The following is a 24,958-nucleotide window of genomic DNA, read 5'->3' as shown; positions in this document are numbered from 1 at the left end:
ATTATAGCACGGATTGTCAGCCAGAAGCGTTAAGTTTCTGTAAAGATTGCAAAAAAGAAGGATACCGCCATGCAGCGGTATCCTTTTCAGATGCCTTAGGCTGACTGGGAATCGACGTGCAGCATGCGGGAAGCGTTTAAAATAGCAATCACCGCAACGCCGACATCGGCAAACACGGCTTCCCACATGTTCGCCTTGCCAAAGGCGCCCAAGAGAAGCACAAGCAGTTTGATGCCCAAAGCAAAGGCAATGTTTTGCTTGACAATGCGCAGCGTTTTTTTCGCAATGTGAATGGCGGCTGCCAGCTTGGAGGGCTGGTCATCCATCAGGACGATATCGGCCGCTTCGATGGCAGCATCCGAGCCCAGACCGCCCATGGCCACACCGACATCGGCGCGGGAGAGTACCGGCGCATCGTTTACGCCATCGCCCACAAAGACCAATACGCCGCGGGAGGATTTGGATTCCAAAAGCTGCTCGACCGCTTCGACCTTATCCGCCGGGAGCAGTTCACATTTGGCTTCATCCAGTCCCAGCGCCTGGGCAACATGTTCACCCGTTCGGCGGCGGTCTCCGGTCAGCATGACGGTGCGCCGTACCCCGAGACCACGCAGTTTGCGAATCGCGGCAGCGGCATCGGGCTTGACTTCATCGGCAATGGTAATGCAGCCCGCATAAGACCCACCGACCGCAAGATAAATGACCGTGCCAATGGTGTCGTGTATGGGGCAGGAGATACTCTCCCGTTCCATCAGGCGATGATTGCCGGCCAACACCTGCCGACCATCAACCTTGGCACAGATTCCGTATCCGGCAAGCTCTTCGACATCGGATACACGGGACGTATCCAGTGGTTTGCCATAGGCTTCGCGCAACGACGCCGAGATCGGATGCTTGGAGAACGATTCAGCCAGAGCAGCGATTTCCAGCACTTCGGCTGCCGTGCCTTTCGCCGGGAGGACTTCGGTCACCCGAAAAGCGCCTTCTGTCAGGGTGCCGGTCTTATCAAATACAACGATTTCCGGCTTGGCCAGTGCTTCCAGATAGTTGCCACCCTTGACCAAAATGCCTTGTCGGGATGCCCCGCCAATGCCGCCGAAAAAGCTCAGCGGAATGGAGATCACCAGGGCACAGGGGCAGGAAATAACCAGGAAAATGAGCGCACGGTGTACTGAATCGGTCCAGGCAATGTCGGTAAACAGCGGCAGCAGAACTGCAAGCGCCACAGCGCCGATGACCACGGCCGGGGTATAGTAGCGTGCAAATTTGGTGATGAAATTTTCGGCCTTGGCCTTTTTGGCACTTGAGTTTTCCACCAGGTCCAGGATTTTGGAAACGGTCGATTCCCCAAAGGCCTTGGTGGTACGTACACGGAGCAGGCCACTTAAATTGATGCAGCCGCTGATGACTTCACTGCCGGGGCAGACATCCCGCGGGACGGATTCTCCGGTGAGGGCTGCGGTGTCCAGCGAGGAGGAACCCTCGATGACCACGCCGTCGATCGGGATTTTTTCACCGGCCTTGACTACGATCGTTTGGCCGATCTCTACCTCATCCGGGTCAACCGACACAAGCTTGCCGTCTTGCACTACATTCGCATAGTCCGGACGAATATCCATAAGACTGGCGATTGACTGCCGTGACCGGCCGACGGCATAGCTTTGGAACAATTCGCCGATCTGGTAAAACAGCATAACCGCGACCGCTTCTTTTTCTTCCTGCACCAGAAAAGCACCCACCGTTGCCAGAGCCATCAGGAAGTTTTCATCGAATACCTGGCCGTGGGCAATATTGCGGATGGCGCGCCAGAGTACATCCCAGCCGATGATCGCATAGGGGATCAGGTAGAGAAAAAGCTGCATCCAGCGAGTGGCAGGGATCAGTAAAGCCGCGATGTACAGCACCAGGCTGACCACGATCCGGCCGAGCATTTTCTTTTGTTTCTTTGTCATGGGTATCACCTATTTCAAGTACACAGGGAACCGTGTGGTTACATCAGCGCTGGATGGTGCAGTCCGGTTCAATTTTCTTGCAGGCCTTGGCTGCCTGGTCTAAGATGCTTTCAAATTGCGCATCGTCGGCATCCAGAGTCAGCTTCATGGTCATGAAGTTGATGGAGGCCTTGTTGACGCCTGGAATCTTATTGATCGCGTCTTCCATTTTGGCGGCGCAGTGTGCACAGTCCAGGTCAATGAGCTTGAATACCTTTTTCATAATAGAATCCTCCTTTTGTTATATCACTCTAAAACATGTTCCATCCCCTGATCGATGATGCGGCGGACATGGTCATCGGCCAGAGAATAAAAGACGGTTTTTCCTTCCCGGCGGTATTTGACCAGCTTGGCGCTCTTGAGCACACGCAGTTGGTGTGAGATGGCCGACTGGGAAAGGCCGAGTAGCAGGGCGATGTCACAAACGCACATCTCGGCTTCAAACAAGGCATACAGGATTTTGATGCGGGTGGAATCTCCAAAAACCTTAAACAGTTCGGCAAGGTCATACAGAATCTCATCCGCCGGAAGATCCTGATTGACCTGCTGCACAATTTCGTTGTGGACAAATTTTTCTTCGCAGCACGCAATGGTTTCTGGTTGCATGAAGCATCCTCCTTTCATATGAACAAATGCTCATATGTCTATTATATGCTGCCTTTGGGAAAAGTCAAGAGACTAGAGAAAATTTTTGGACACTGGAGCATTGCACGATGCAAACGGGATTGCTATAATAGAAACGAAAAATAGGCGTCTGCCAAGGAGGGCATATCCATGAACACCTGGAAAGGTCTGGCGCATATTGCGCTGTTTACAAGCAATTTGGAGCAGTCCATTGCATTTTATGAAAATCTGGGCGGCGTATGTACCATGCGCAGCCAGGCACAAAAACCGGAATGGGTCAATCTGCTTGCACTGGTCGATCTGCACGGCTTTACTTTAGAAATTGTGCAGCCGGGCGGGGGAGAACCGGCGCAGCCGCAAAACAATGTGTTTGGCCATATTGCGATTGCGGTCGATTCGCTGGAAGATGCGATCGAAGAACTGCGGTCCCGTGGCGTGGATACCTTCTTAGGGGGCATCAATGAATTGCCGGATACATTTGGCGGAGTGCGCAACATCTTTTTCACCGGCCCCGATGGGGAACAAATCGAATTGCTTCAAAAAAGCCGCTAAAATGTAAAAAAAGAGCGCGAAATCTGGTTCCGCGCTTGTTTTTTGGGGACAGGCATGCTATGCTTGAAAGGCAGCAGGAAATCGGGTATGCTGCTGGATTTGGAAAGAGAGGAGTTATTTATGGAAATTACCTACGCAATCGAACCAGATGATTTTGTGGCATTTAATTTGAGTTATATACAAGGGAACCCGGTCATGCGGGCCAATATTCGCAATACTCGCATGATTAGTTCCGGTATTATTTTAATCGGTGGCTGCATCTTGATGCAAGTGCTTCAGGTGCTGAATATTCTGACCGCAGCCGTGTATGTGGCGTTGAGCATTGCCGTGTTCTTTGCTGTGCCGGTACTCATGAAACGGCGGGTGCGCAAAAGCATCCTGCGGATGCTGGCACGTCCGCAGAATAAGAATATCTGCTCGGACAAAACCATGACTCTGACTGAAAACGAACTGATCCTCACCGGGGGCGGGGAAGACAGTCACTATGAATACCAAGTCGTTGAGCGGGTGACCGAAGACGACGGGCATTATTTCATCTATGTAGGGGCCATGGCAGCCCTGATTGTCCCGTTCCGTGCCTTTTCCAATGGCGAGGAAAAAGCGGCGTTCTATAAGGAATTGTGCACACGGATTCAGAATGGCGGCGGCAAAATCGCGGCATAATGCCGAAAATAGTCAAACCCCAAGAATGGCACGTTTCTCCGGTTGACAAATGCGAACAGCCGGTGTATCATAAAACGTAACAAATCGAGAAAAGCGATGAGGGAACTTGCCATCTCATACAAAATCGATTCAGAGAGCGGCTGCCGTGGCTGAAAGCGGCTGTATCGTGGTTGGGATTTTGGCGACCGGCTCCGGAGCTGCGCGGAGGAAACTGAAGTATTTCGCGCCGTGTCGTTCACGTTACGAACTCCGAGCGGCAAAACCGGCATACGCCGATTTTGCAAGCAGGGTGGAACCGTGGGAATTAGACTCTCACCCCTGACACACGTTAGGGGTGGGAGTTTTCTTTTGCCCCGCGAAAACAGGAGGAACTGCAAGATGTCTGAAGCAAACAAGTACACGTTTGAAAACAAGGAATTCCGGGATACGTATCGTCATACGGTATCCCACATGCTCGCACAGGCGGTCAAGCGCCTGTATCCGGAAGTCAAGCTGGCCATTGGCCCGGCGATCGAAAACGGCTTCTATTATGACTTTGATGCGCCGTTCTCCTTCACCCAGGAGCATCTGGACGCGCTCGAGGCCGAAATGAAGAAGATCGCCAAGGAAAAGTTGCCGCTCGAACGGTTTGAGCTGCCGCGCGCTGAGGCCCGCAAGCTGATGGAAGAAAAAGACGAACCGTATAAGGTCGAGCTGATCGATGACCTGCCCGAGGATGCGATTATCTCGTTCTATAAGCAGGGCGAATTTACCGACCTGTGTGCGGGTCCGCATCTGGATTCGACTGGCCGCGTAAAAGGCAATGCGATCAAGCTGACGTCGGCAACCGGCGCATACTGGCGCGGTGATTCCAATCGCAAGATGCTCCAGCGTATTTATGGTACGGCGTTCCCGAAGAAGGACGAACTAGATGCGTATCTCAAGCAGGTAGAAGAAGCACGCAAGCGTGACCATAACAAGCTGGGCCGCGAACTGGAATACTTCACCACCGTGGATGTAATCGGTCAGGGCCTGCCCATTCTGCTGCCCAAGGGTGCCCGTGTCATCCAGCTGTTGCAGCGCTGGGTTGAAGACGAAGAGCAGAAGCGCGGCTATCTGCTGACCAAGACGCCGCTCATGGCCAAGCGTGACCTGTACCGCATCTCTGGTCACTGGGATCACTATCTCGATGGCATGTTCATTTTGGGCGATCCGCATGACGAGGAAAAGGAATGCTTTGCACTGCGTCCGATGACCTGCCCGTTCCAGTATCAGGTATATCTGAATCGTATGCGGTCCTACCGCGATTTGCCGATGCGTTTGGGCGAAACGTCCACCTTGTTCCGCAATGAGGATTCGGGCGAGATGCATGGCCTCATTCGCGTGCGTCAGTTTACCATTTCGGAAGGCCATCTGATTCTGCGCCCCGACCAGCTCGAAGAAGAGTTTAAGGGCTGTCTGGAACTGGCGAAATACATGCTTGAAACGGTTGGCCTGCTCGAGGACTGCACCTTCCGCTTCTCCCAGTGGGATCCGGCAAACCCGAACAATAAGTATGAAGGCACGGCCGAGCAGTGGGATGAAGCACAGCGCGTGATGGGACAGATTCTCGACCACCTGGGCGTAAACTACGAAATCGGCATCGACGAAGCAGCCTTCTATGGCCCGAAGCTGGATATCCAGTGCAAAAACGTCTTTGGTAAGGAAGATACTCTCATTACCATCCAGATCGATATGCTGCTGGCACAGAAGTTCGGCATGGAATACGTGGATCGCGACGGCGAGAAAAAGACGCCGTACATCATCCACCGTACCTCGATTGGCTGCTACGAGCGTACGCTCGCGCTGCTTATCGAGAAATACGCCGGCGCGCTGCCGACCTGGCTGGCACCGGAACAGGTACGCATTATGCCGATGACCGACCGCAATGCCGATTATGCAGCGGATATCCGTGCAGAACTGGAGAAGCAGGGCTTCCGTTGCGAACTGGATGACCGCAATGAAAAGATCGGTTATAAGATTCGCGAAGCGCAGCTGGAAAAGGTACCGTATATGCTGGTGCTGGGCGATAAGGAGCAAGAAGCTGGCGCTGTGGCCGTCCGTGACCGCAAGGATGGCAAGACGACGGTCATGCCGCTGGATGAGTTCGTAGAAAAGCTGGCATATGAGGTCAACAATCGTCTGAAGTAAGCGGTTGTTCCAGGATACGGGATGCCGTTCCGCTTTTGAAAACCTGGACTTGATACAAACCGTCAGGTTCGAGCGGACCAAAGGCGAACCGGCCGAGCGCATCGGTATAGAGTGCGCCAACCGGCTGGTCGGCCTGGTCCGCTCCGCCCGAACGATACACGGTAACCAGTGCATCTTCAACAGGACGGCCATTTTCTCCGCGCACCGTGCCCAAAAGGGCCGGACGGCGATCGGGCTGCAAGTGCACAACGGTTTCGACCCGTTCATGTGCGCCCGGCCGGACAAAAAAGGATTGTTGCAGATTCATTTTGGATTCGACCCCTTTCGTAAAACAGAAAAGAAAAAGGTGATAGATACATGGCAGATAATAAGAAAAAGCTGGTCAGCGAAATCACATCCATGGACGTGGATTTTGCGCAGTGGTATACCGATATTGTAAAGAAAGCCGAAATGATCGATTATTCGTCGGTCAAGGGCTGCATCATCCTGCGTCCCTATGCGCAGGCACTTTGGGAAAACATCCAGAAGACCCTGGATGGCATGTTCAAGGAAACCGGCCATGAAAACGTTGCGATGCCGATTTTTATCCCGGAATCGCTGCTGCTGAAAGAAGCCGATCATGTCGAAGGTTTTGCACCCGAATGCGCATGGGTGACCCATGGCGGTTCGGAAAAACTGGAAGAACGTCTGTGCGTACGTCCGACATCGGAAACCCTGTTCTGTGAGCACTATGCCAAGACCGTTCGTTCGTGGCGTGACCTGCCCAAGCTGTACAATCAGTGGTGCTCGGTGGTACGCTGGGAAAAGACCACCCGTCCGTTCCTGCGCAGCCGTGAGTTCTGGTGGCAGGAAGGACATACCGTCCACGCGACCGAGGAAGAAGCACGCGAAGAAACCATGCGCATGCTCAATGTTTACGCAACCTTCTGCGAAGACTATCTGGCAATTCCGGTGCTCAAGGGCCAGAAGACCGACAAGGAGCGTTTTGCAGGCGCCGTAGAAACCTATACCATCGAAGCGATGATGCACGATGGCAAGGCGTTGCAGTCGGGCACCAGCCATTACTTTGGTGATGGCTTTGCCCGCGCCTTCGATATGCAGTATACCGATAAGAACAATACGCTTCAGTATATGCATCAGACCTCGTGGGGCGTTTCTACCCGTCTGATCGGCGCCATCATCATGACCCATGGCGATAACGAAGGATTGGTGCTGCCGCCGCGTATTGCACCGTTCCAGTTGGTGGTCATTCCGGTCGCATCGCACAAGCCGGGCGTGACCGAAAAGGCGCAGGAACTGCTGGAAACCATCAAGCAGGCTGGCATCCGCGCAAAAATCGATCTGTCGGACAACAGCCCTGGCTGGAAGTTTGCAGAGTATGAGATGAAGGGCTTCCCGCTGCGTCTGGAAGTGGGTCCGCGTGATATTGAAAATGGTCAGTGCGTCCTGGTGCGCCGCGATACCCGGGAAAAGACGATCGTGAAGTTTGAAGATCTGACCACAGTCATCCCGCAGCTTCTGGAGGACATTCAGAATGCCCTGTTCCAGAAGGCGCTCAAGAACCGCGAGGAGCACACCTATTCGGCAACTTCGGTCGACGAAATGAAGCAGATTCTGTCCAAGAATGTGGGCTTTATCAAGTCCATGTGGTGCGGCGATCGTGCTTGCGAAGAGAAAATCAAAGAGGAAACTGGTATGCCGTCGCGCTGCATGCCCTTTGAGCAGGAGCATCTGTCCGATGTATGTCCGGTTTGCGGCAAGCCCGCCCATAAAATGGTCGTTTGGGGCATTGCATATTAAAAATACAAAAGAAAGAGGGGAACTAAGATGTTTCCCTCTTTCCTTGCTCTGAAAGGGGTGTCGGAATGGACGAGAGCACGGTAAATGCTGTGGGCGAAACCATGGAAACTGTGGTCGATGAAGTTGTGCCCAAGACGATTTTGCAGCAGATCAGCGAGTTTTCGCAAACCTGGTATGGCAAGCTGGTCACAACGGCACTGTTCATTGCAGTTGTCGTATTGTTGACCATACTCCTGGTTCGTCTGGTCAATCGATTTTTCCGTCGTACATTTGAAAAAATGCTAGCAGCTGGGAATCCGGGTGCCAGCGCTTTTTCGTATTTGCGGTATTTGGCGCTCGCGGGCATTTATTTTGGCGCGTTTGCAATCATTGTCAGCAACATTCCGCTGCTCGCAGCGGGAATGAATAAATTATTTGCCGCAGGCGGCGTGCTCGCGGTTGTTGTCGGTTTGGCATCCCAGCAAGCCATGGGCTCCATGGTGAGCGGCGCCATGATTTTGGCATTCAAACCCTTTGTGATCGGCGATGTGATCAATGTCGTTTCCAGTGGGGTTTCGGGCACTGTCGAGGAGATCACGCTGCGGCACACGATCATCCGAACCATTGAAAACAAGCGTGTCATCATTCCAAACGATTCGATGAACAGCGCAATCATTGAAAATGCCAATCATACCGAAAACAAAGTATGCTTGATGCTTGATATTGGCATTTCGTATGAATCGGATATCAGCCATGCCATGCAGATCATGCGGGAGGAAATCGCCAATCATCCCAATTATTATGACAACCGTTCGGAAGAGGAAAAGCAGAACCATGCACCTCCGGTTGTCGTCCGGGTACAGGAATTGGGGGACTCTGCGGTCATCCTGCGCGCACAGCTTTGGGCGAAAGACAACGCAACAGCCTTTCCCATGCGCAGCGATTTGCTGCAATCCATCAAAGAGCGCTGCGCGCGTGAAGGGGTGGATATCGCCTATCCCCATCTGGTGGTCGTCAATCAGCGATAAAAAAGAAGCTCTCCTGGGAGAGCTTCTTTCTTTTTACTTGGTCAAGCGAGCTAACACATCGGTGAGCAGCTGATAGAACCGCTCAAAAGAATCCAGAGGTAGATTTTCATCCGGCGTATGACAACCGCGGATGGTAGGACCTACGGCAATGGCATCTAATCCCGGCAGAGCGTCGGAGAACAGACCACACTCCAAACCAGCATGGATGGCTTCAATGCGCAATTCCTGCCCGAAAAGTGCCTGGTAGCTGTCGCAGAAGACCTGCCGGATGGGCGAGTTTTCCGCAAATGCCCAACCCGGATACCGTCCGGTCACTTCGGTGCGGAAGCCAAAGGTATCGGCCAACAACTGAAGCTGCTCCATGGTATCTTCCTGCAGGGAAGTCACCGAGCTACGCGGTGCAAATACCAGACACATCTCCGTGCCCTCAGTCGAAACGATTCCCAAATTGAGCGATGTCACAACGAAATTTCCCTGTTTGGGATTACGGCGGCGCACGCCGTTGGGAGCCAGGCAAGCCGCGGTAATCAGCGCATTTCCATCGGCTTCGGTCAGAACGTCCGCGGTTACCTGCGACTCTCGAGTAATCTCGCAAGAAAAATCGGGCTCGGTGGGATGGATTTCATCTTGCAAAGCGGCAACGAACGCTTGTGCTTCCTGTTCCGCGCGTGCGGCTTGTTCGGCATCGGCAAACAGCAAAGCAGCACTACACTCACGCGGAATGGCATTATCCTTGGTGCCGCCCGCAAAGGAAACCAGTCGACAAGCGCCCAACGAACGCAGATGATGGAGCACACGCGCGGTCAGCTTGACGGCATTGATGCGCTCCAAATCAATGTCCATACCCGAATGACCGCCGAGCAAACCGGAAATCGACAGATGCAGCAAATCACCTTGCTGTGTTTCGCGCTGCATGGGCCGGAAGAGCGAATACCGCATGCCGCCCGCGCAGCTTACGGTGGCGACACCTTCATCTTCCGAGTCCAGGTTGATCATCGTACGGGCCGAGAGCAGGGACTTATCCAGTGCCTGCGCACCATTGAGGCCCACTTCTTCTTCGGTTGTAAAAACGCATTCCAGCGCCGGATGGACCAGAGTGCGATCGTCCAGAATGGCCATCATCGCCGCAACGGCAGCACCATTGTCACCGCCTAATGTTGTGCCATTGGCGCGTAGAACACCGTTTTCTACTACCAGGTCCAGACCATCTTTTTCAAAGTCATGTGCAACCCCGGCGCGCTTTTCGCAGACCATATCCAAATGGCCTTGCAGCATGACCGGGGGCAGGGATTCTGCACCAGCGGATGCAGGCTTGCGGATAATCACATTCCAAGCCTTGTCTTGATGGACCCACAGGTCGCGGGCCTTGGCGAAAGCAACCAGGTAATCACTGACCGCCTTTTCCTGACCGGAACCACGCGGAATCGCGCTGATTTCTTCAAAAAACTGAAAGAGGGAAGCCGGCTGATAGCCGTGAATTTTGTATTGCATCAGAACTCATTCTCCTTATCCTTAAATCGAATGCCGTTCTTATTTTACCGTTTTTTTCGGAAAAAATCAATCGCCCTTAGTATTGATAACGTGGCTGAAACTTTTTCAGGCACTGAATCGATACAGAGATCGACAAAACTTCGGCAATCGGAATCGCCAGCCATAAACCAAGAACCCCAATCGCTTCGGGGAGCAGCAAGATACCGGCTACTAGAAATACAAAGGTGCGGAGGAAGGAAAGAAGTGCTGAAATCGTGCCATTGGACAAGGCGGTAAAAAGGGCAGAAGCAAAAATATTCACGCCCATAAACAAATAAGCCAGGGAAAAATAGGGGAGGCCCTCAACTGCCAGGTCATAGACTTCTGTGCCTGGGCTGGCAAAGATGGAGACCATCGGACGCGCCAAGGTAATCGCCAAACCGGTCATGCACGCGCCAAAAATCACCAGTGCTCGCAGACTGATGCGGCGAATGGCTCGCAGGTTTTCGGTATGATGGTTGCCGTAGTTGTAACTGATGAGCGGCGCCACACCAATCGAATATCCGAAATAAATCGCAACCAGAAGGGCGTCGGTATAAAATACGATGCTGATGGCAGCGACCCCATCCGATCCGAGCAGCCGCAGCATCATCAGGTTGAAGAGAAAGAACGTAACACTGCCGGACAGATTGGTCACCATTTCGGAAGCTCCGTTGGTCAAGCTGTGGAATAAGACCGGCCAGTCCATGGTGGGGCGCACCAAAAACAAGGTTCCGTTTCTCTGCAAGATAAAATACAGAAGTCCCAGCACGCCGGGGACCGAATATCCGATACCGGTTGCCCATGCAGCCCCGGCGATTCCCAGATGCAGCCGAGCAATGAACACATAGTCCAGCACCATATTGGTCAGACCGCCAGCGACGATGACAGCCAGACCCATCCGGGATTTTCCGGCTGTGACAAAAAAGGTCTGAAACAAAATCTGCAACATAAAAGTTGGGATGAATGGCAGCAAAGCCGAAAGGTATGTGATGCAATATTCCGATACCGCTGGGTCAGCTCCCAACATGCGTACGAGCGGATGCCGGAACATCAGTCCCAAGATGCTCAAAACCACACCGACCAGAATGCCGAAAAATACGATCATGGAAAAATTCTGTCGCGCTTCGGTATACCGATCTTGCCCCATCTTACGGGCAATGATGGCGCTGCCGCCCGAAGCTAGCATGATGCCGATGGTCATGACCAGCATCAAAAAGGGAAATACCAGATTGACCGCTGACAGGGCATCGGTCCCCACGATGCGTGAAACAAAGACCCCGTCGACCATGGTGTAAAGATTCATAAAAACCATCATGATAATGGTCGGCAAGGCAAAACCCAATAGGGAGCGCGGCGTAATCGGCCGAGCCAGTGCATTGTTTTCCATAAAAAACACCTCAATTGCTTGCTTTTTTTCTTGACATGAGATATCATAAACGATACAGTAACTGTAAAGTCAAGAGGGAAACATGCACGAAAAAAATAATGTTTTATTTACAGCCGGTCAGTTCGCTAAGATGCACCACATCAACAAACGGACCTTGCACTATTATGATGAGATCGGCCTGTTCCAACCAGCCCATAAAGGTGAAAACGGATACCGCTACTATACCTACTTACAGAGTGCGGCGCTTGAATTTCTTTTGACCCTGCGAGAATTGGGCATGTCCATTGAGGAGATCACTCAATATTTGCAGCATAAGAATGCCGAATCGCTGACGTTGATTTTTGAGAAGAAGCGCCGGGAAATCGATTTGACGATCGAGCGATTGCAGCAAACCAAAGCATTTTTGCAAGAAAAAGAGCGGCAACTGGACGAAAGCCGAAAAGCCCAGATGGGCAGCATTCAAATCGAAGAACGGGAAGCCGAATATCTCGCGCTGAGCGAACCAATCGGCGGAGAACTGGATGAGATCGCTTTTACAGAGGCTTGGCTGGCGCACACGCAAAATATCGGGGAATGCCGGTTATATCATCGCAATTACGGCAGTATGATCCATACCCGAGAACTGCTTGCGGGGGCGTTTGAGCAATATGCGTGTCTATATACCAAAGTTGATCCGCACAACCGGACCGAAGGACTGTTTTGCAAGCCCAAAGGACGATATTTGGTTTTCTATGTACAGGGGGACTGGGATACCCTGCCGCAAGCTTATCAAACGATTTTAGACTATGTGCAGCAGCAGGGGCTGACGTTGACCGGCTACTCCTATGAAGAAGGCCTCAATGAAATGGCAGTTGATCAGATGCAGGACTATATTACAAAAATCGAGATTCAAATTCAGGAATAAAAAAAGGATGTGCCGAAGCACATCCTTTTTTGTGTTTTTTATGACTTGATGTTGGAGTCCACAATGCTTTCCTTAAATGCCGTTGCCAGTCCAGCCAAGCCCTGGATTTCGCTGGGAATAATGATCTTGGTTGCCTTGCCATCTGCTACACTGGAGAAGGCCTCCAATGCCTTGATGCGCAAAACCGCATCCGACGGAGCTGCTTCATTGAGCAGTCGCAACGAATCGGCCAATGCCTTCTGGACAGCCAGCAACGCTTCCGCTTCACCTTCTGCTTCTTTGATCTTGGAAAGACGGGTTGCCTCTGCGCGCAGGACCATCGATTCCTTTTCGCCTTCGGCAACCAGAATCGCCGACTGCTTTTTGCCTTCTGCAACCAGAATGGCTTCGCGACGTTCGCGTTCTGCACGCATCTGTTTTTCCATCGATTCCTTGATGGCTGCGGGCGGAATGATATTTTTCAGTTCTACACGATTGACTTTGATGCCCCAGTCGTCGGTCGCTTCGTCCAGAAGAGAACGCATTTTGGTGTTGATAATATCACGGCTGGTCAGCGTCTGATCGAGTTCCAAGTCGCCAATGATGTTACGCAGCGTGGTGGCGGTCAGATTTTCAATGGCTGCCATCGGGTTTTCAATGGCATAAGTGAACAGCTTGGAATCGGTGATCTGGAAGTATACGACCGTATCGATTTGCATCGTGACGTTATCCTTGGTGATGACCGGCTGCGGCGGGAAATCGACAACTTGCTCTTTGAGCGTCACCTTGCGGGCAATGCGCTCAAAAAGAGGAAGTTTAAAATGAAGGCCGGTGCCCCAGGTGCCCTGGTAAGTACCAAGACGTTCGACGATGTATGCCTTTGCCTGCGGGACAATCACGATATTGGATGCCAGAAAAGCAACCAGGATAATCAATAAGACGATCCACAGGATCGGAAAGAACAAATCAGGCATAGTATTCAATTCTCCTTTCGAGCGTTCATGCGCTCCACAATGGCTTTGACGCCGGAAATCGAACAGATCCGCACGGTTTCTCCCACAGGAATTACCGCGCCATCTGCACTGCGCGCCGACCAGACCTGCCCAAAAACTTTAATGGTGCCTTTGGCTTGCGCGTTGTCGATCTCCTCTGTGACCAAAGCCGCTTCTCCTAAAATACGGTCTGCATTCGTGCGGGCTCCTTTGGGACGGAGCAGATGCCGGGTAAACGGACGGACCAGGGCCAACATCAGTGCCGATACAACCGCAAAGACGAGCAACTGCACAAAGAACGAACCGCCGATGGTCAGTGTCACCAAAGCAGCCAGTGCACCGACCGCAAACCAGATGGAAATCAAATAGAATGTCGCCGCCTCGACTGCGATTCCCACAATGATGACTGCAACCCATAAAAATGCGTTGCCCAAGTTTGATGGAATCAGAATGAGCCCCTCCTATTACAATAAATTTGGACAGGAAAGCCGGGCAGCCAGTCCGGCTTTCCCTCCATCTCGTGCCTAAGCTACAATGAGAGGAGCAACTGGCTGACCTATCCCTCCTTGGGCTTCTATGTCCGTTGGAAAGACTGTTAGCCATCCTCTTGTTGTAGCGTTCGATTTAAGCAGGTTGAGCCACCGGATGCCGGAGAGTTCGCGTCACCCAATAGATTGAATCGGCAGCGAGAAAAGATGGACTCCGGTTGCAGATTCTTTGTATTGGAGGAATATGGATGAACTGCGTTGGCATCGATGTTTCCAAAGGGAAAAGCATGATCGCCGTCATGCGGCCTTTCGGAGAAGTGGTGGTTTCACCTTTTGAAGTACGTCATACCGCCAATGAACTGAGCGAGCTGGCAGGGCTACTCAAAAGCTTGGACGGCGAGACCCGTGTGGTGATGGAATCCACGGGTAATTACCACGCGCCGGTGGCTTGGCTGCTCCACGACGCGGGGCTTTATGTTTCCGTAGTCAATGCAATGTTGGTACACGACTATGGGAACAACAGTTTAAGACGGGCCAAGACCGACAAGAAGGACGCTATAAAGCTGGCCAACTACGGCCTTGACCACTGGCTCACGCTGCCGAGATATGTCCCGGAAGAGGACACTCGTCTCATGTTGAAGGCTTGCTACCGGCAATACCAGCAGTATTCAAAAGTACAGACCATGCTGAAGAATAACCTGATCTCCCTGCTGGACACTACTTTTCCAGATGCAAACCGCCTGTTCACCAGTCCGCCCCGCGACGATGGCCGCGAGAAGTGGATAGACTTTGTAGCTACTTTTTGGCATCGCGAGTGCGTTTGTGACCTGTCTGAGAAGGCCTTTGCCGCCAAATACCAGAAGTGGTGCAAGAAGTACGGCTACAATTTCAGTGAAGGCAAGGCGCTGGACATTTATGCCGCCGCCCGTGGGCACTTCGGTGTCATGCCCAAAACGGATACGGCAAAACTTTTGGTGGAACAGGCTATTTCCCAACTCCGGGCAACTTCCTCCGCATTAGCTGCTCTCAAACAGGAGATGCAGTCCCTGGCGGCTTCTCTGCCGGAGTATCCTGTGGTGATGGAGATGTTTGGTGTTGGCCCTACTCTCGGCCCTCAACTCATGGCTGAAATTGGCGATGTGCGCCGTTTTCATTCCAAGAAAGCGCTGGTGGCCTTTGCGGGCATTGACGCCCCACCCTACCAATCCGGCCAAATGGATGTCCGTAGCCGCAGCATTTCCAAACGCGGATCTGCTTCGCTGCGCAGAACGCTCTTTCTGGTGATGAGTGTCATCCTACAGCATGCTCCAATGAATGAGCCGGTCTACCAGTTCATGAACAAGAAACGCTCCGAAGGCAAGCCCTACCGTGTCTACATGATGGCCTCCGCAAATAAGTTCCTGCGTATCTACTACGCTTCTGTGGAATCCTACTTGGATTCCCTGGAACACGACTGATTTTCTTGTGCTATACCATCTGGCTGGCCGCCGTTTTAATTTTGAGATGCTCAGCGGCTTGATTTTGTGTTGCCTTTTTGCCTCCCTAAAAAATCTGAAATTTCTACTTGACTTTTATTAGCAGGTCTTTCCACAAACACAACATGGAACAAAAATCCTATGCCCAGTATACCACACGCGCCTTGGAAAGTATACAGTGGATTGGTTAAAATCGGTTTACAGTTGCTGTGTTAACTGATAGCTGATAAACTGACGGGCTGTACGGGGCGAACGGCCGTTGCGGCGGAGGGCGAAACGTTCGGCCAGGAGATGCAGCTGCTGTGCCGGCAGCGTTAAGCCGCATTCCTCTGCAAGCTGGTCGACAATCGACAAATACTCATCCTTGTCGGGTACCGAGAAGGTGATCTCCAAACCAAAGCGGTCGGACAGGGAAGTGACGGTTTCCAGCGTGTCACGCACATGAATGTCATCACCCTGCCGGTCGGAAAAGTTTTCGCGAACCAGGTGCCGCCGGTTGGAAGTCGCATATAGGATAACGTTATCCGGCTTGCCGATTAGGCCACCTTCAATAAACGCTTTGAGGGTAGCAAAATTATTGTCTTCCCGGTCAAAGCTGAGGTCATCCATGAATACAATGATGTGGTAAGGGCTGCGGGCAGCTTCGGCGCACAGCTTGGGAAACAAACTGATCTGCTGGGGAGCCAGTTCGACGATCTTAAGACCACGGTCAGCAAACTCATTGCCCACCGCCTTTACAGTCGAGGACTTACCGGTGCCCTTGTCGCCATAAAGCAAAATATTGTTTGCCAAACGGTTTTCCAGGAACGCCAAAGTGTTGGTGATGACCTGATCCTTCTGCCGGACATATCCTTTCAAATCCGCCAAACGGATCGGGTCTGGGTGCAAAACAGCTTCAAACTCTCCAGATAGACCAGCTGTAAAGAAGGAAGCCTTTGCGAAAAGACCGTATCCATTGTTTCGATAATATTCGGCAAGTTGGTCGCCGCTTGTAAAGGGAAGTTCCTTTCCGCGCGGAAAATCCGGCAGACAATCAAGCGCGTTGCCGGCATCCGGGAAGGTCTGTCGTGCCTGGTCGATGAGGTCGTGTCCACACAGGGCGAGTACCGCGCGCAAGGTCTCTAAATCGCGGGTGGCCGCATCCAAAACAGCCGGGTTGGGTTTGTCCAGCGTATCGGTCAATGCGTTGCAATCGCATTGGATGCTTTGCAGCATTTCATGGCCGGGGTCCCCTGTGCGATAAATGTGGTCACAGAGTGCGCCATACGCTTCACCAAATGTAAAAATGTTTTCTGAATAAGCGTGCAGAACTTTACGGTATGCCTGCAAAAGCGGTTTGTCAGACAGGCTGCGCAGCGTGGATAAAAATGCAATGCGCACCTGAAGTGTGTGAAAATCCATCGTTTATCCCTCCATGTTTTTTAAATTGGATTTAGCATAGCACAAAACGAAAGTCTGCGCAACTGCTGTCCGTGTGGCATAGCATAAAAGAGAATCTATCTATTGAGGGAGGACAAAACCATGCGAAGAGCCATGATCGTTTGTCATTCGCAGACCGAAGCGTTTTCTTGTCTGCGAATGTTGGAAGGGGCGGGGGTGAGTGCGGTGCTACGCAAGCCGCTGCGGGCAAAGCAGGATAACGCATGCGCTTGGGGGGTACGCATCCGTGCAGCCGATTTGATGACAGCACAACGACGCATGCAGGAAAAGAATTTCATGCCCATCCGGGTCTATACCTTTGATGATGAGAACGGAGGTTGATATGATCTATTTGGATAGTGCGGCGACCTCGCTGCAAAAACCGCGCGCCGTTTATCAGGCCGTGCAAAAGGCTATGCAAAGCGCAGGGGGATATGGCCGCAGCGGACACCGCCCAGCGCTGTATGCAGGAGAGTTGGTCTATGCCTGCCGGGAAAATGCGCGCCGTTTATTTGGCTTACAGGAACCGGAGCAGGTGGTCTTTACCATGAATGCCACGCATGCGCTCAATCAGGCGATTCATGCTTTGGCGGATGCAAAAACGCGGGCCGCAATCACAGGTTATGAGCACAACTCGGTCGTTCGGCCACTGGTGGAGCGCGGCATCCCTTATCAGGTGCTCGAAAGTCGGCTGTTTGACTCAAACGGTATGCTGCAAGCCGCGCGGCAAGCGTTGGAGGATGGTGCGAATTTGTTTGTCATCAACCATGTATCCAACGTGTTTGGTTCTATTGCTCCCATCGCCGAACTGGATGCCATGCTGGCGGATGCAGGAGTTCCCATGATTTTGGATGCTTCCCAGTCAGCCGGGACGCTTGAGATTCATGCCGACAAGCTGCGATCGGCAGCTGCGATCTGTATGCCGGGGCATAAGGGGCTGCTCGGCCCGCAAGGGACTGGTATGCTGCTGGTCTGCTCGGAAAAGTTGCAAAAACCGCTTATGCAGGGAGGGACCGGGAGCTTATCGCAAGACATGACCCAGCCAAAGCTGCTGCCCGATCGTTTTGAAAGTGGTACGCCCAACGTGCCGGGTATTGCCGGGCTGGATGCCGGTCTGCGTTTTCTGCTGGCGCGTGGGCTTTCGCGTATCCGAAAGCATGAGCAAATGTTGGCAGCCGATCTGACGGATGGTTTATCTACGATTGATGGCGTGGAAGTGTTCTATCATGCGGATCCGGCCCGGCAGGCAGGCGTTGTATCCTTCCGGCATGCCAAGATGCCATGTGAGATTCTGGCGGAAAAGCTGGCCGATCGGGATGTTTGCGTGCGTGCGGGGCTGCATTGCGCACCGCTGGCGCATCGCTCGGCCGGGACGCTGGCAAGCGGTACCGTGCGGGTGTCGTTCGGGCCATTTAATACGCGGCGGGAGGTGCGGGAGTTCACCGGGAAGCTTTGTGAGATTCTTGAGAAATTGTGAAAAGTCGGTGAAATCTATTCACAGTTGGACAGCGGTATGGTAAAATAAGAACAGTCTTTTTGCAAAGGCTTTCTTTGGCATGCAATGGTATGGAAAAACAGGATGATTGTCGGAACAACAGGAAAAACAGGTGTGATAGATGGAATTTTGGGAAAATTATTGGTTGCTGGTCAAAAACGGCTCGATCATTGACCTGATCGATGTCGCCATTGTCGCGTTTCTGGTGTACCATTTGATTCGTTTTGTGCATAACACAAATGCGGAGCGGCTGATCAAGGGCGTCATCATTTTATTGGCAGTCCAGTTCTTCGCTTCCACGGTGCATCTCAATACGATCAGCTTTGTACTCGAAAAGTTGTTTGCCATCGGTATCGTGGCCTTGCCGGTCGTATTCCAGCCGGAGCTGCGCCGCCTTTTGGAGCAGATCGGTATGGGGCATGTCACCCGGCTGCTTGTGCGCCGTGAAAACGGGGAAACCGAGATCGATTTTGCCATTTCGCAGACCATCCTGGCCTGCGAATCGATGAGCTGGTCGCGTACCGGTGCGCTGATGGTCTTTGAACGTATGGAGCGTCTGGGCGAGATCACCAAGACCGGCACCCTGATCGATGCAGAACCATCGGCCGAACTGATTAAAAATATTTTTTATCCCAAGTCGCCGCTGCACGATGGTGCCATGGTTTTGCGCGATGGCCGCATTCATGCAGCTGGTTGTGTGCTGCCGCTGTCCAAGAATCTCAATTTGAGCCGGGATCTGGGTACCCGTCACCGTTCGGCGGTGGGGATGAGCGAAAACTCGGATGCGGTGGTCGTTGTTGTGTCGGAGGAAACCGGGGCTATTTCGGTGGCCATCGGCGGGATGCTCAAGCGGCAGTTGGACCCCGAAACCTTGCGCAAGATTTTGGAAACCGAGCTGGTCCCGGATACCATGGATAAAAAGAAGAAGTGTTGGAGCATTCTGGCGGGCAGGAAGGATAAGGCGAAAAAATGAATTTCTTAAAACAACACAATGTTTTTTTGAAAATACTCTCGCTGTTTGTCGCGGTCTTTCTTTGGTCCTATGTTGTATTGACCGATAACCCGCCGAAAACGCAGACCTTTCCCAATCTGACCGTACAGACCGTTGGTGTGGAAAATTTGGACGAGCGGGACCTTACGGTCGTCACCACAGAAGACCCGAAAATCACCTTGAAGGTTACAGGTACCAGCAAGGATATGGCACAGCTGTCGGTCAACGATATCAAAGCCGAAGTCGACTTGTCCAATATCCAGGAGGCTGGCGTATATTATATCCAGCCCACGATCACGATCGATAAAGATACCGACTCGATTTCGTTTGAGCCGCGCCGCCTGCAAATTACGGTGGAAAATGTGGTATCCAAGGATGTCCCGGTGCGGGTGACAACCATGAATAACCTTTCGGAAGATCGGTTGGTCGGCACACTGACCCCCAGCCAGGAAACCATTCAGATTACCGGTGCGGAAAGCATTGTTTCCACGGTCGGCTATGCGCTGCTGACGGTCGATTTGGATAATATTTCGAAAAATATTGCCCAAACCTGTCGGGTCACCCTGTATACGGAGGAGGATACTTTGGTCGATTCTCCATGGGTGACACCGGAAACCGATACGTTGGATGTTACGATTGGCGTCAATCATGTGGTGACCTTACCGCTGCAGGTATCGCTGATCTCGTCGGCGGATTTGACCAGTGATATGGTCGAAACCACGATTTCTCCAGGTTCTGTCCGGGTTTATGGGGAGAGCGACGCGGTCAGCGCGCTGACCTCTCTGTCTCTGGGTAGTATTGACCTGGGACAAATTGAAAAGGATGGGGAGCAAGTCAAGCTTTCCATCAAGTTGCCGGAAGGCGTACATTTGATGGACGGTGAGCCCAAGCAGGCCAGTGTCCAGATTACCATGAAAGATGATATTACGCGCACGGTAGAAGTCTCGTCCATCAGCCTGAAGGACACCAGTGAAGAAGCAGAAAAACCCATCGTTACCTTGAATACGTCTTCGGTCAATGTCGAGGTGGTTGGTAAAGCGAATGCTGTTTCCAAGGTTACGGCAGAGAATATCCAGGTTGAGGCGACCTTCGACTCTTCCGCGCTTGGCGCAGGAACGCATGAAGTTTCGGCTCAAGTCACGGTACAGGCCGACGGTGTGAACGTTCGTACCGAGGAAGTGACCGTGAGCATCACGATTGTCGCCCAAGAGGAGGAAGAAGAAGGAAGTTGAGCATCTTAGTATCCGGGATTCGTCAGCCGTTTGGTGAACCCAAAGAACAGGCCGTAGAAGCGGCGTGCAAGCAATGTGGCCTTGCACCTGGCCAGGTGACTGGTTCGGTGTATCGGGTGTCAATCGATGCACGACATGGAAAGATCCATCAGGTCTATACCATTTTGCTGGATGGAGCGACAGACGAAGCGGCGCTGGTAGAGCGCTTGCAATCGTCGCAGATCCGCCTGAAGCAAACCATTCCGTTTGCGCCGGTATGTGGACACAAGCGGTTGCCGCATCCGCCGGTCGTGGTCGGTCTCGGACCTGCCGGGTTGTTTGCCGCCTATATTTTGGCGCGATACGGGTATCGGCCAGTGGTTTTGGAACGTGGCGACTGCATTGAAGAGCGCGATGCCGCAGTGCAATCGTTTTGGACCGGCGGCCCGCTGAATCCGAACTCCAATATCCAGTTTGGAGAAGGCGGGGCAGGGGCCTATTCGGATGGCAAACTCACAACACGCATTCACGACCCACTATGTGAAGAAGTTCTGCATACGCTGGTGCGGTTTGGTGCTCCGCAGGAGATCACACGGCTGGCCAAGCCGCACATTGGAACGGATATCCTGAAAGATGTCGTGCGCGCGATGCGGGAGGAAATCCGGCGCTTAGGCGGCACGGTGCATTTCCGCTGTGCGGTAACCGGTGTGCAGGCGCAAAGCGGCACCTTGACCGGATTGCAGACCGCAGAGGGGAGCATTCCGTGCGAACAAGCGGTGCTGGCTATTGGCCATAGCGCCCGGGATACCTTTTATGCACTGCACGAAACTGGCGTTTATATGGAGCCCAAGCCCTTTTCGGTGGGGGTGCGCATTGAACACCGGCAAGAAGACATCGATCGTGCACTGTATGGCAAACTGGCCGAGATGCCAGGGCTTCCGCCAGCAGAATATACCTTGTCCCATCGGGAAAATGGACGAGCCTGTTATTCCTTCTGTATGTGTCCGGGTGGCCAGGTTGTGGCCGCTCAGAGCGAGGAAAACACGGTGGTTACCAACGGCATGAGTTTTCATGCGCGCGATGGCCGCAATGCCAATGCTGCCCTTGCCGTTTCGGTCGACCCGGCCGATTTTGCAGACGGTACGCCATTCGGCGGGATCGCTTTCCAGCGGTCGATCGAACGGGCTGCTTTTGCGGCAACCGGCAGTTATCAGGCGCCTTGCCAAACGGTCGGGGACTTTTTCCAAGACCGGCCGAGCAAACGGTGCGGACGCGTGCAGCCGACTTATCCGGTCGGGGTGGCCTATGGCCGGGTGGATGCTTGTCTGCCTGGGTTTGTCACTGATGCGCTGCGGCGGGGTCTGCATGTATTTGGCCGAAAGATTCGAGGTTTTGACGATGGACAAGCGCTGCTGACTGCTCCCGAAACACGGACCTCTTCGCCGGTACGGCTGTCGCGGGGCAGTGATTTATACAGCCGGACGCTGACCGGTCTTATCCCTTGCGGCGAAGGCGCGGGATATGCAGGCGGCATCATGTCGGCAGCTGTGGACGGTATCCGTGCGGCTTGCCGGATTTTGGAGCAGTATGCCCCCTTGGAGGAATAAAAGAAAGGAATCTGGTTTTTTTATGATACAGAAAGCAGTAGTTAAAAAAATACTCAGCGGCAACTACGCCGAAATCGAAGTGCAGCGGCAAAGCGCGTGTGGACACGACTGTTCTCACTGCGGCGGCTGTGGTGCGCCGCAGGAACGCATCCAGGCAGTTGCCAAAAATGCGGTGGATGCCAAAGTGGGCGATATTGTGACCATCGAGGGGGAGAACAAGGAAATCATGCGTATGGCTGCGATTGTATATACCTTGCCGCTCATTCTGTTTTTTGTGTTTTTCGTGATTGCCAGCCTGTGTGGTTTGGGCGAAGGCGCGTCGGGCGGTTTGGGCTGCCTGGGGCTGGTGGTTGGCATCGCCATTGCAGTTGGTTATAATAAAAAGGTCAAAAAGAATGGCGGCACCCCGTTCACCATCATCAAAAAAGGTTAAATATTTTTGAACATTTTTATGGAGATGGTTGAAAGCGTTATGATCATGAATCATATATTTTCTGCGGAAAAGTACAAGAAACGAAAATATATCCTATAACTCTGTCGTTTTTCTGCTGATTTCGGGTCGATTCTTTGGCAAAGAACACGGCAGAGAAACCTTGCTGCCTGCCCGAAGATGCGAGTGGGCAGTCTTGTTTTTTTGAGAAAAATCTTGTAAAATGGATTGAATACGGTTTGCAGAAACGCAAAAGCAAAGGAAATTATCGACTATGTTTGGATTCATCCGGCCGGTCAAACCCGAGCTGCGAGTGCGCGAGGTGAAGCGGTTTCAGAGCGTATACTGTGGCCTTTGCCACACCATCCGCGCGCGGTATGGACACATCCATACTATGTTTCTCAGCTATGATATGACCTTTTTAGCGCTCGTTTTGGGGAGCTTGGAGCCCGAAGAACCGGCGCTGTGCCGCAAACGCTGCGCGGCCAGTCCGGTCCGCCCCAAAGTGGTCTGCTCCGCCGGGGCTGGCATGGAGCGCACGGCAGATTTGAGCGTACTGCTGAACTATCATAAGCTGCAAGACACCATTGCCGACGAGCGCGGCAGCAAACGGCAGGCAGCCCGCATGTTGTCTGGCTTGGCGAGGCCCGGCTACCGAAAGGCACGAACCCGATTGCCGGAAGAAGACCAAATCATGGCGACTTGTCTGGCTGATTTGGCGGCTTTGGAACAAGCGCAGACCCCATCGCTCGACCGTCCTGCCGATACCTTCGCCCGGTTGCTGGCAGGCGCCGTTCCGCAAGCGGATGATGCAACCATGCGGATTTTGCGGCAGATGTTTTATCATACCGGACGATGGGTGTATCTGATCGATGCCTGCGCGGATCTGACAGATGATTTGCAGCATGGCGCGTATAACCCGGTTGCGCTGCGGTTTGGGCTGACAGCCCCTGATTTGGAACCGGTGCGGGAAACGCTCGAGATCACCTTGCAGCGTTCACTGGCTGATATTTATAATGCCTTTCAACTCCTGGACGTGTACCGCGACCGGGAATTACTGGAGAATATTATTTGTCTGGGCATGCCGCTGGTAACACGGCAGGTCTTGGATGGAACTTATCAATCGAACGGAGGACAAAGCAGGCATGGATCCTTATAAAGTGCTGGGTGTGACCCCGCAGACGAGCGATGACGACGTTAAGCGTGCGTATCGTGAGTTGGCCCGAAAATATCACCCGGATAATTATGTGGGAAGCCCGCTGGCCGATCTTGCGGAAACCCGCATGAAAGAGATCAACGAAGCGTATGACATGATTATGAACGCGCGTGCAGGCGGCGGCAATTCGACATCGGATGCCGGAACAAGCAGCCAGACCGGCAGCTCTTATGGTTCCAATACGTCCAGTGGGTTCAGTGCACAGATCCGGGATGCGATCAACAAGGGCAACCTCTCTTTGGCAGAAGAAATGTTGCAGCGCAGCCCCAACCGCAACGCCGAATGGTATTTCCTTATGGGTACCGTTTATTTCCGCAAGGGTTGGTATGACGAAGCACGTTCGGCCTATATGCAGGCATGTTCCATGGACCCGAACAATGCAGAATACCGCAATGCGCTGAATATGGTCAATATGGGCGCTGGGTATGGAGGCTATCGTCCGATGAACTCCATGTCCATGTGTGACTGCTGCACGACCATGCTCTGCATGAACTGCTGCTGCAATAGCTGCTGCGGTGGAGGCGGATGCTAAGTGAAGCATTCGGTACGTGTTGCATACGGTGGAATGTTGACGGGCATTTCGGTAGTCTTTTTGCTGCTGGCTTCGCTGATGCCAGCGCTTGGCTGGGGCTTGTGCATTGGCGCCGGGATGGTACCTGCCATCCCTTTGGCAAGGCGGCAAGTCCGCATGGGACTCCTCATATATGTAGCCACCAGCCTGCTGTCGGCCATGTTTGTGCCCGGAAAGCGATATGTCGTGGCCTATGCACTGCTTTTCGGCTTTTATCCGCTCGTGAAATATGGAATCGAGCGGCTGCATAAGCTACCGGTCGAATGGGCCTGCAAGCTGCTATATGCAGTTTTATTGCTGGTCGCCTTGTGGTGTTTTATCCGCTGGGGCTTTTTGGTCCCTGAAGCGCAGGTCGCAGCGTTCCCGCCGTTTTTGCTGGCAATTGCCTTTTTCATAGCGTTTGTCTGCTATGATGTTGTTTTTTCAAAAATAATTGCGCTATTTCGTATTCTTTTCCGCGAATAGGTGCACGAAA

25 protein-coding genes are annotated in these 24,958 nt (G+C 52.8%); 16 read left to right on the top strand and 9 right to left on the bottom strand.

Going from position 1 to position 24,958, the window contains the following annotated elements:
• Positions 1–95 precede the first annotated feature (95 nt).
• Genes EFB11_RS00990 through EFB11_RS00980 form a run of 3 tightly spaced genes read right to left on the bottom strand, consistent with a single transcriptional unit; the run spans position 96 to position 2,597 of the window.
• Positions 96–1,952, bottom strand: a complete 1,857-nt coding sequence (locus EFB11_RS00990) for a heavy metal translocating P-type ATPase (protein WP_122788516.1) — start codon at positions 1,950–1,952, stop codon at positions 96–98.
• Between the two features lie 43 nt (positions 1,953–1,995).
• Complete coding sequence (locus EFB11_RS00985) at positions 1,996–2,214, bottom strand: cation transporter (protein ID WP_122788514.1); 219 nt, start codon at positions 2,212–2,214, stop codon at positions 1,996–1,998.
• A gap of 23 nt (positions 2,215–2,237) precedes the next feature.
• Complete coding sequence (locus EFB11_RS00980) at positions 2,238–2,597, bottom strand: ArsR/SmtB family transcription factor (RefSeq protein WP_122788513.1); 360 nt, start codon at positions 2,595–2,597, stop codon at positions 2,238–2,240.
• A 168-nt stretch (positions 2,598–2,765) separates the two neighbouring features.
• On the opposite strand from EFB11_RS00980, the gene EFB11_RS00975 reads away from it, so the two are divergent.
• From EFB11_RS00975 to thrS, 3 genes are all read left to right on the top strand, one after another.
• Positions 2,766–3,167, top strand: a complete 402-nt coding sequence (locus EFB11_RS00975) for a VOC family protein (RefSeq protein ID WP_122788512.1) — start codon at positions 2,766–2,768, stop codon at positions 3,165–3,167.
• A gap of 120 nt (positions 3,168–3,287) precedes the next feature.
• Positions 3,288–3,830, top strand: a complete 543-nt coding sequence (locus tag EFB11_RS00970; RefSeq protein WP_164706533.1) for a YcxB family protein — start codon at positions 3,288–3,290, stop codon at positions 3,828–3,830.
• 378 nt (positions 3,831–4,208) lie between these two features.
• Positions 4,209–5,999, top strand: a complete 1,791-nt coding sequence (gene thrS, locus EFB11_RS00965) for a threonine--tRNA ligase (protein ID WP_122788509.1) — start codon at positions 4,209–4,211, stop codon at positions 5,997–5,999.
• On the opposite strand, the gene EFB11_RS00960 is transcribed toward thrS, so the two are convergent.
• The gene (locus tag EFB11_RS00960) at positions 5,980–6,306 is read right to left on the bottom strand and encodes a carboxypeptidase-like regulatory domain-containing protein (protein ID WP_122788507.1); all 327 of its coding nucleotides are present in this window, start codon (positions 6,304–6,306) and stop codon (positions 5,980–5,982) included. The genes thrS and EFB11_RS00960 overlap by 20 nt on opposite strands.
• 50 nt (positions 6,307–6,356) lie before the next feature.
• Here EFB11_RS00960 and proS point away from each other — a divergent pair, with 50 nt between their 5' ends.
• Both proS and EFB11_RS00950 read left to right on the top strand, forming a co-directional pair.
• Positions 6,357–7,799, top strand: a complete 1,443-nt coding sequence (proS, locus tag EFB11_RS00955) for a proline--tRNA ligase (RefSeq protein ID WP_122788506.1) — start codon at positions 6,357–6,359, stop codon at positions 7,797–7,799.
• 65 nt (positions 7,800–7,864) lie between these two features.
• On the top strand, positions 7,865–8,806 hold the full coding sequence (locus tag EFB11_RS00950; protein WP_122788505.1) for a mechanosensitive ion channel family protein: 942 nt from the start codon (positions 7,865–7,867) through the stop codon (positions 8,804–8,806).
• 33 nt (positions 8,807–8,839) lie between these two features.
• Here EFB11_RS00950 and EFB11_RS00945 read toward each other — a convergent pair whose 3' ends face one another.
• Together EFB11_RS00945 and EFB11_RS00940 are read right to left on the bottom strand one after the other, a co-directional pair.
• Positions 8,840–10,297, bottom strand: coding sequence for an aminoacyl-histidine dipeptidase (locus EFB11_RS00945; RefSeq protein WP_122788504.1), 1,458 nt, complete (start codon positions 10,295–10,297; stop codon positions 8,840–8,842).
• Positions 10,298–10,373: 76 nt separating this feature from the next.
• Positions 10,374–11,705, bottom strand: a complete 1,332-nt coding sequence (locus EFB11_RS00940; protein WP_122788503.1) for an MATE family efflux transporter — start codon at positions 11,703–11,705, stop codon at positions 10,374–10,376.
• A gap of 82 nt (positions 11,706–11,787) precedes the next feature.
• Between EFB11_RS00940 and EFB11_RS00935 the strand changes: the two genes are divergently transcribed.
• Positions 11,788–12,609 (top strand): MerR family transcriptional regulator, encoded by an 822-nt coding sequence (locus EFB11_RS00935; RefSeq protein WP_122788502.1) that lies wholly within the window; start codon positions 11,788–11,790, stop codon positions 12,607–12,609.
• 38 nt (positions 12,610–12,647) lie between these two features.
• Here the strand turns inward: EFB11_RS00935 and EFB11_RS00930 are convergent, their stop codons facing one another.
• Positions 12,648–13,562, bottom strand: coding sequence for an SPFH domain-containing protein (locus EFB11_RS00930; RefSeq protein WP_122788501.1), 915 nt, complete (start codon positions 13,560–13,562; stop codon positions 12,648–12,650).
• 5 nt (positions 13,563–13,567) lie between these two features.
• Positions 13,568–13,978 (bottom strand): NfeD family protein, encoded by a 411-nt coding sequence (locus tag EFB11_RS00925; protein WP_164706532.1) that lies wholly within the window; start codon positions 13,976–13,978, stop codon positions 13,568–13,570.
• A 338-nt stretch (positions 13,979–14,316) separates the two neighbouring features.
• Between EFB11_RS00925 and EFB11_RS00920 the strand changes: the two genes are divergently transcribed.
• Positions 14,317–15,525, top strand: coding sequence for an IS110 family transposase (locus EFB11_RS00920; RefSeq protein WP_122788497.1), 1,209 nt, complete (start codon positions 14,317–14,319; stop codon positions 15,523–15,525).
• 216 nt (positions 15,526–15,741) lie between these two features.
• On the opposite strand, the gene EFB11_RS00915 is transcribed toward EFB11_RS00920, so the two are convergent.
• Complete coding sequence (locus EFB11_RS00915) at positions 15,742–16,944, bottom strand: ATP-binding protein (protein ID WP_122788496.1); 1,203 nt, start codon at positions 16,942–16,944, stop codon at positions 15,742–15,744.
• Positions 16,945–17,064: 120 nt separating this feature from the next.
• Here EFB11_RS00915 and EFB11_RS00910 point away from each other — a divergent pair, with 120 nt between their 5' ends.
• The 9 genes from EFB11_RS00910 to EFB11_RS00870 all read left to right on the top strand — a co-directional run bounded on the left by EFB11_RS00910 (position 17,065) and on the right by EFB11_RS00870 (position 24,948).
• A complete protein-coding gene (locus tag EFB11_RS00910; RefSeq protein ID WP_122788494.1) occupies positions 17,065–17,304 on the top strand; it encodes a putative Se/S carrier-like protein in 240 nt (79 codons plus the stop codon).
• 1 nt (position 17,305) lies between these two features.
• Positions 17,306–18,439 (top strand): aminotransferase class V-fold PLP-dependent enzyme, encoded by a 1,134-nt coding sequence (locus EFB11_RS00905; RefSeq protein WP_122788493.1) that lies wholly within the window; start codon positions 17,306–17,308, stop codon positions 18,437–18,439.
• Between the two features lie 139 nt (positions 18,440–18,578).
• Positions 18,579–19,430 carry a diadenylate cyclase CdaA gene (gene cdaA / locus EFB11_RS00900; RefSeq protein WP_122788492.1) on the top strand — a complete coding sequence of 284 codons (852 nt, stop codon included), beginning with the start codon at positions 18,579–18,581 and terminating at the stop codon, positions 19,428–19,430.
• Positions 19,427–20,680 (top strand): CdaR family protein, encoded by a 1,254-nt coding sequence (locus EFB11_RS00895; protein ID WP_122788490.1) that lies wholly within the window; start codon positions 19,427–19,429, stop codon positions 20,678–20,680. The genes cdaA and EFB11_RS00895 overlap by 4 nt, the downstream gene beginning before the upstream one ends.
• Positions 20,677–22,266: an NAD(P)/FAD-dependent oxidoreductase gene (locus EFB11_RS00890; RefSeq protein ID WP_122788489.1), complete on the top strand. Its 1,590-nt coding sequence runs from the start codon at positions 20,677–20,679 to the stop codon at positions 22,264–22,266. The genes EFB11_RS00895 and EFB11_RS00890 overlap by 4 nt, the downstream gene beginning before the upstream one ends.
• 22 nt (positions 22,267–22,288) lie before the next feature.
• The gene (locus EFB11_RS00885) at positions 22,289–22,699 is read left to right on the top strand and encodes a SoxR reducing system RseC family protein (RefSeq protein WP_164706531.1); all 411 of its coding nucleotides are present in this window, start codon (positions 22,289–22,291) and stop codon (positions 22,697–22,699) included.
• A gap of 271 nt (positions 22,700–22,970) precedes the next feature.
• A complete protein-coding gene (locus EFB11_RS00880; RefSeq protein WP_122788487.1) occupies positions 22,971–23,855 on the top strand; it encodes a DUF5685 family protein in 885 nt (294 codons plus the stop codon).
• Positions 23,842–24,444 carry a J domain-containing protein gene (locus EFB11_RS00875; RefSeq protein ID WP_122788485.1) on the top strand — a complete coding sequence of 201 codons (603 nt, stop codon included), beginning with the start codon at positions 23,842–23,844 and terminating at the stop codon, positions 24,442–24,444. Before EFB11_RS00880 ends, EFB11_RS00875 begins: the two co-directional genes overlap by 14 nt.
• A gap of 60 nt (positions 24,445–24,504) precedes the next feature.
• On the top strand, positions 24,505–24,948 hold the full coding sequence (locus tag EFB11_RS00870) for a hypothetical protein (RefSeq protein WP_164706530.1): 444 nt from the start codon (positions 24,505–24,507) through the stop codon (positions 24,946–24,948).
• Positions 24,949–24,958: the final 10 nt, after the last annotated feature.

It is taken from the genome of Intestinibacillus sp. Marseille-P6563, assembly GCF_900604335.1.
Taxonomy (GTDB): Bacteria; Bacillota; Clostridia; order Oscillospirales; family Butyricicoccaceae; genus Butyricicoccus_B.
Note: the sequence above shows the minus strand (reverse complement) of the source record. Positions and strands in the feature narration are given on the sequence as shown.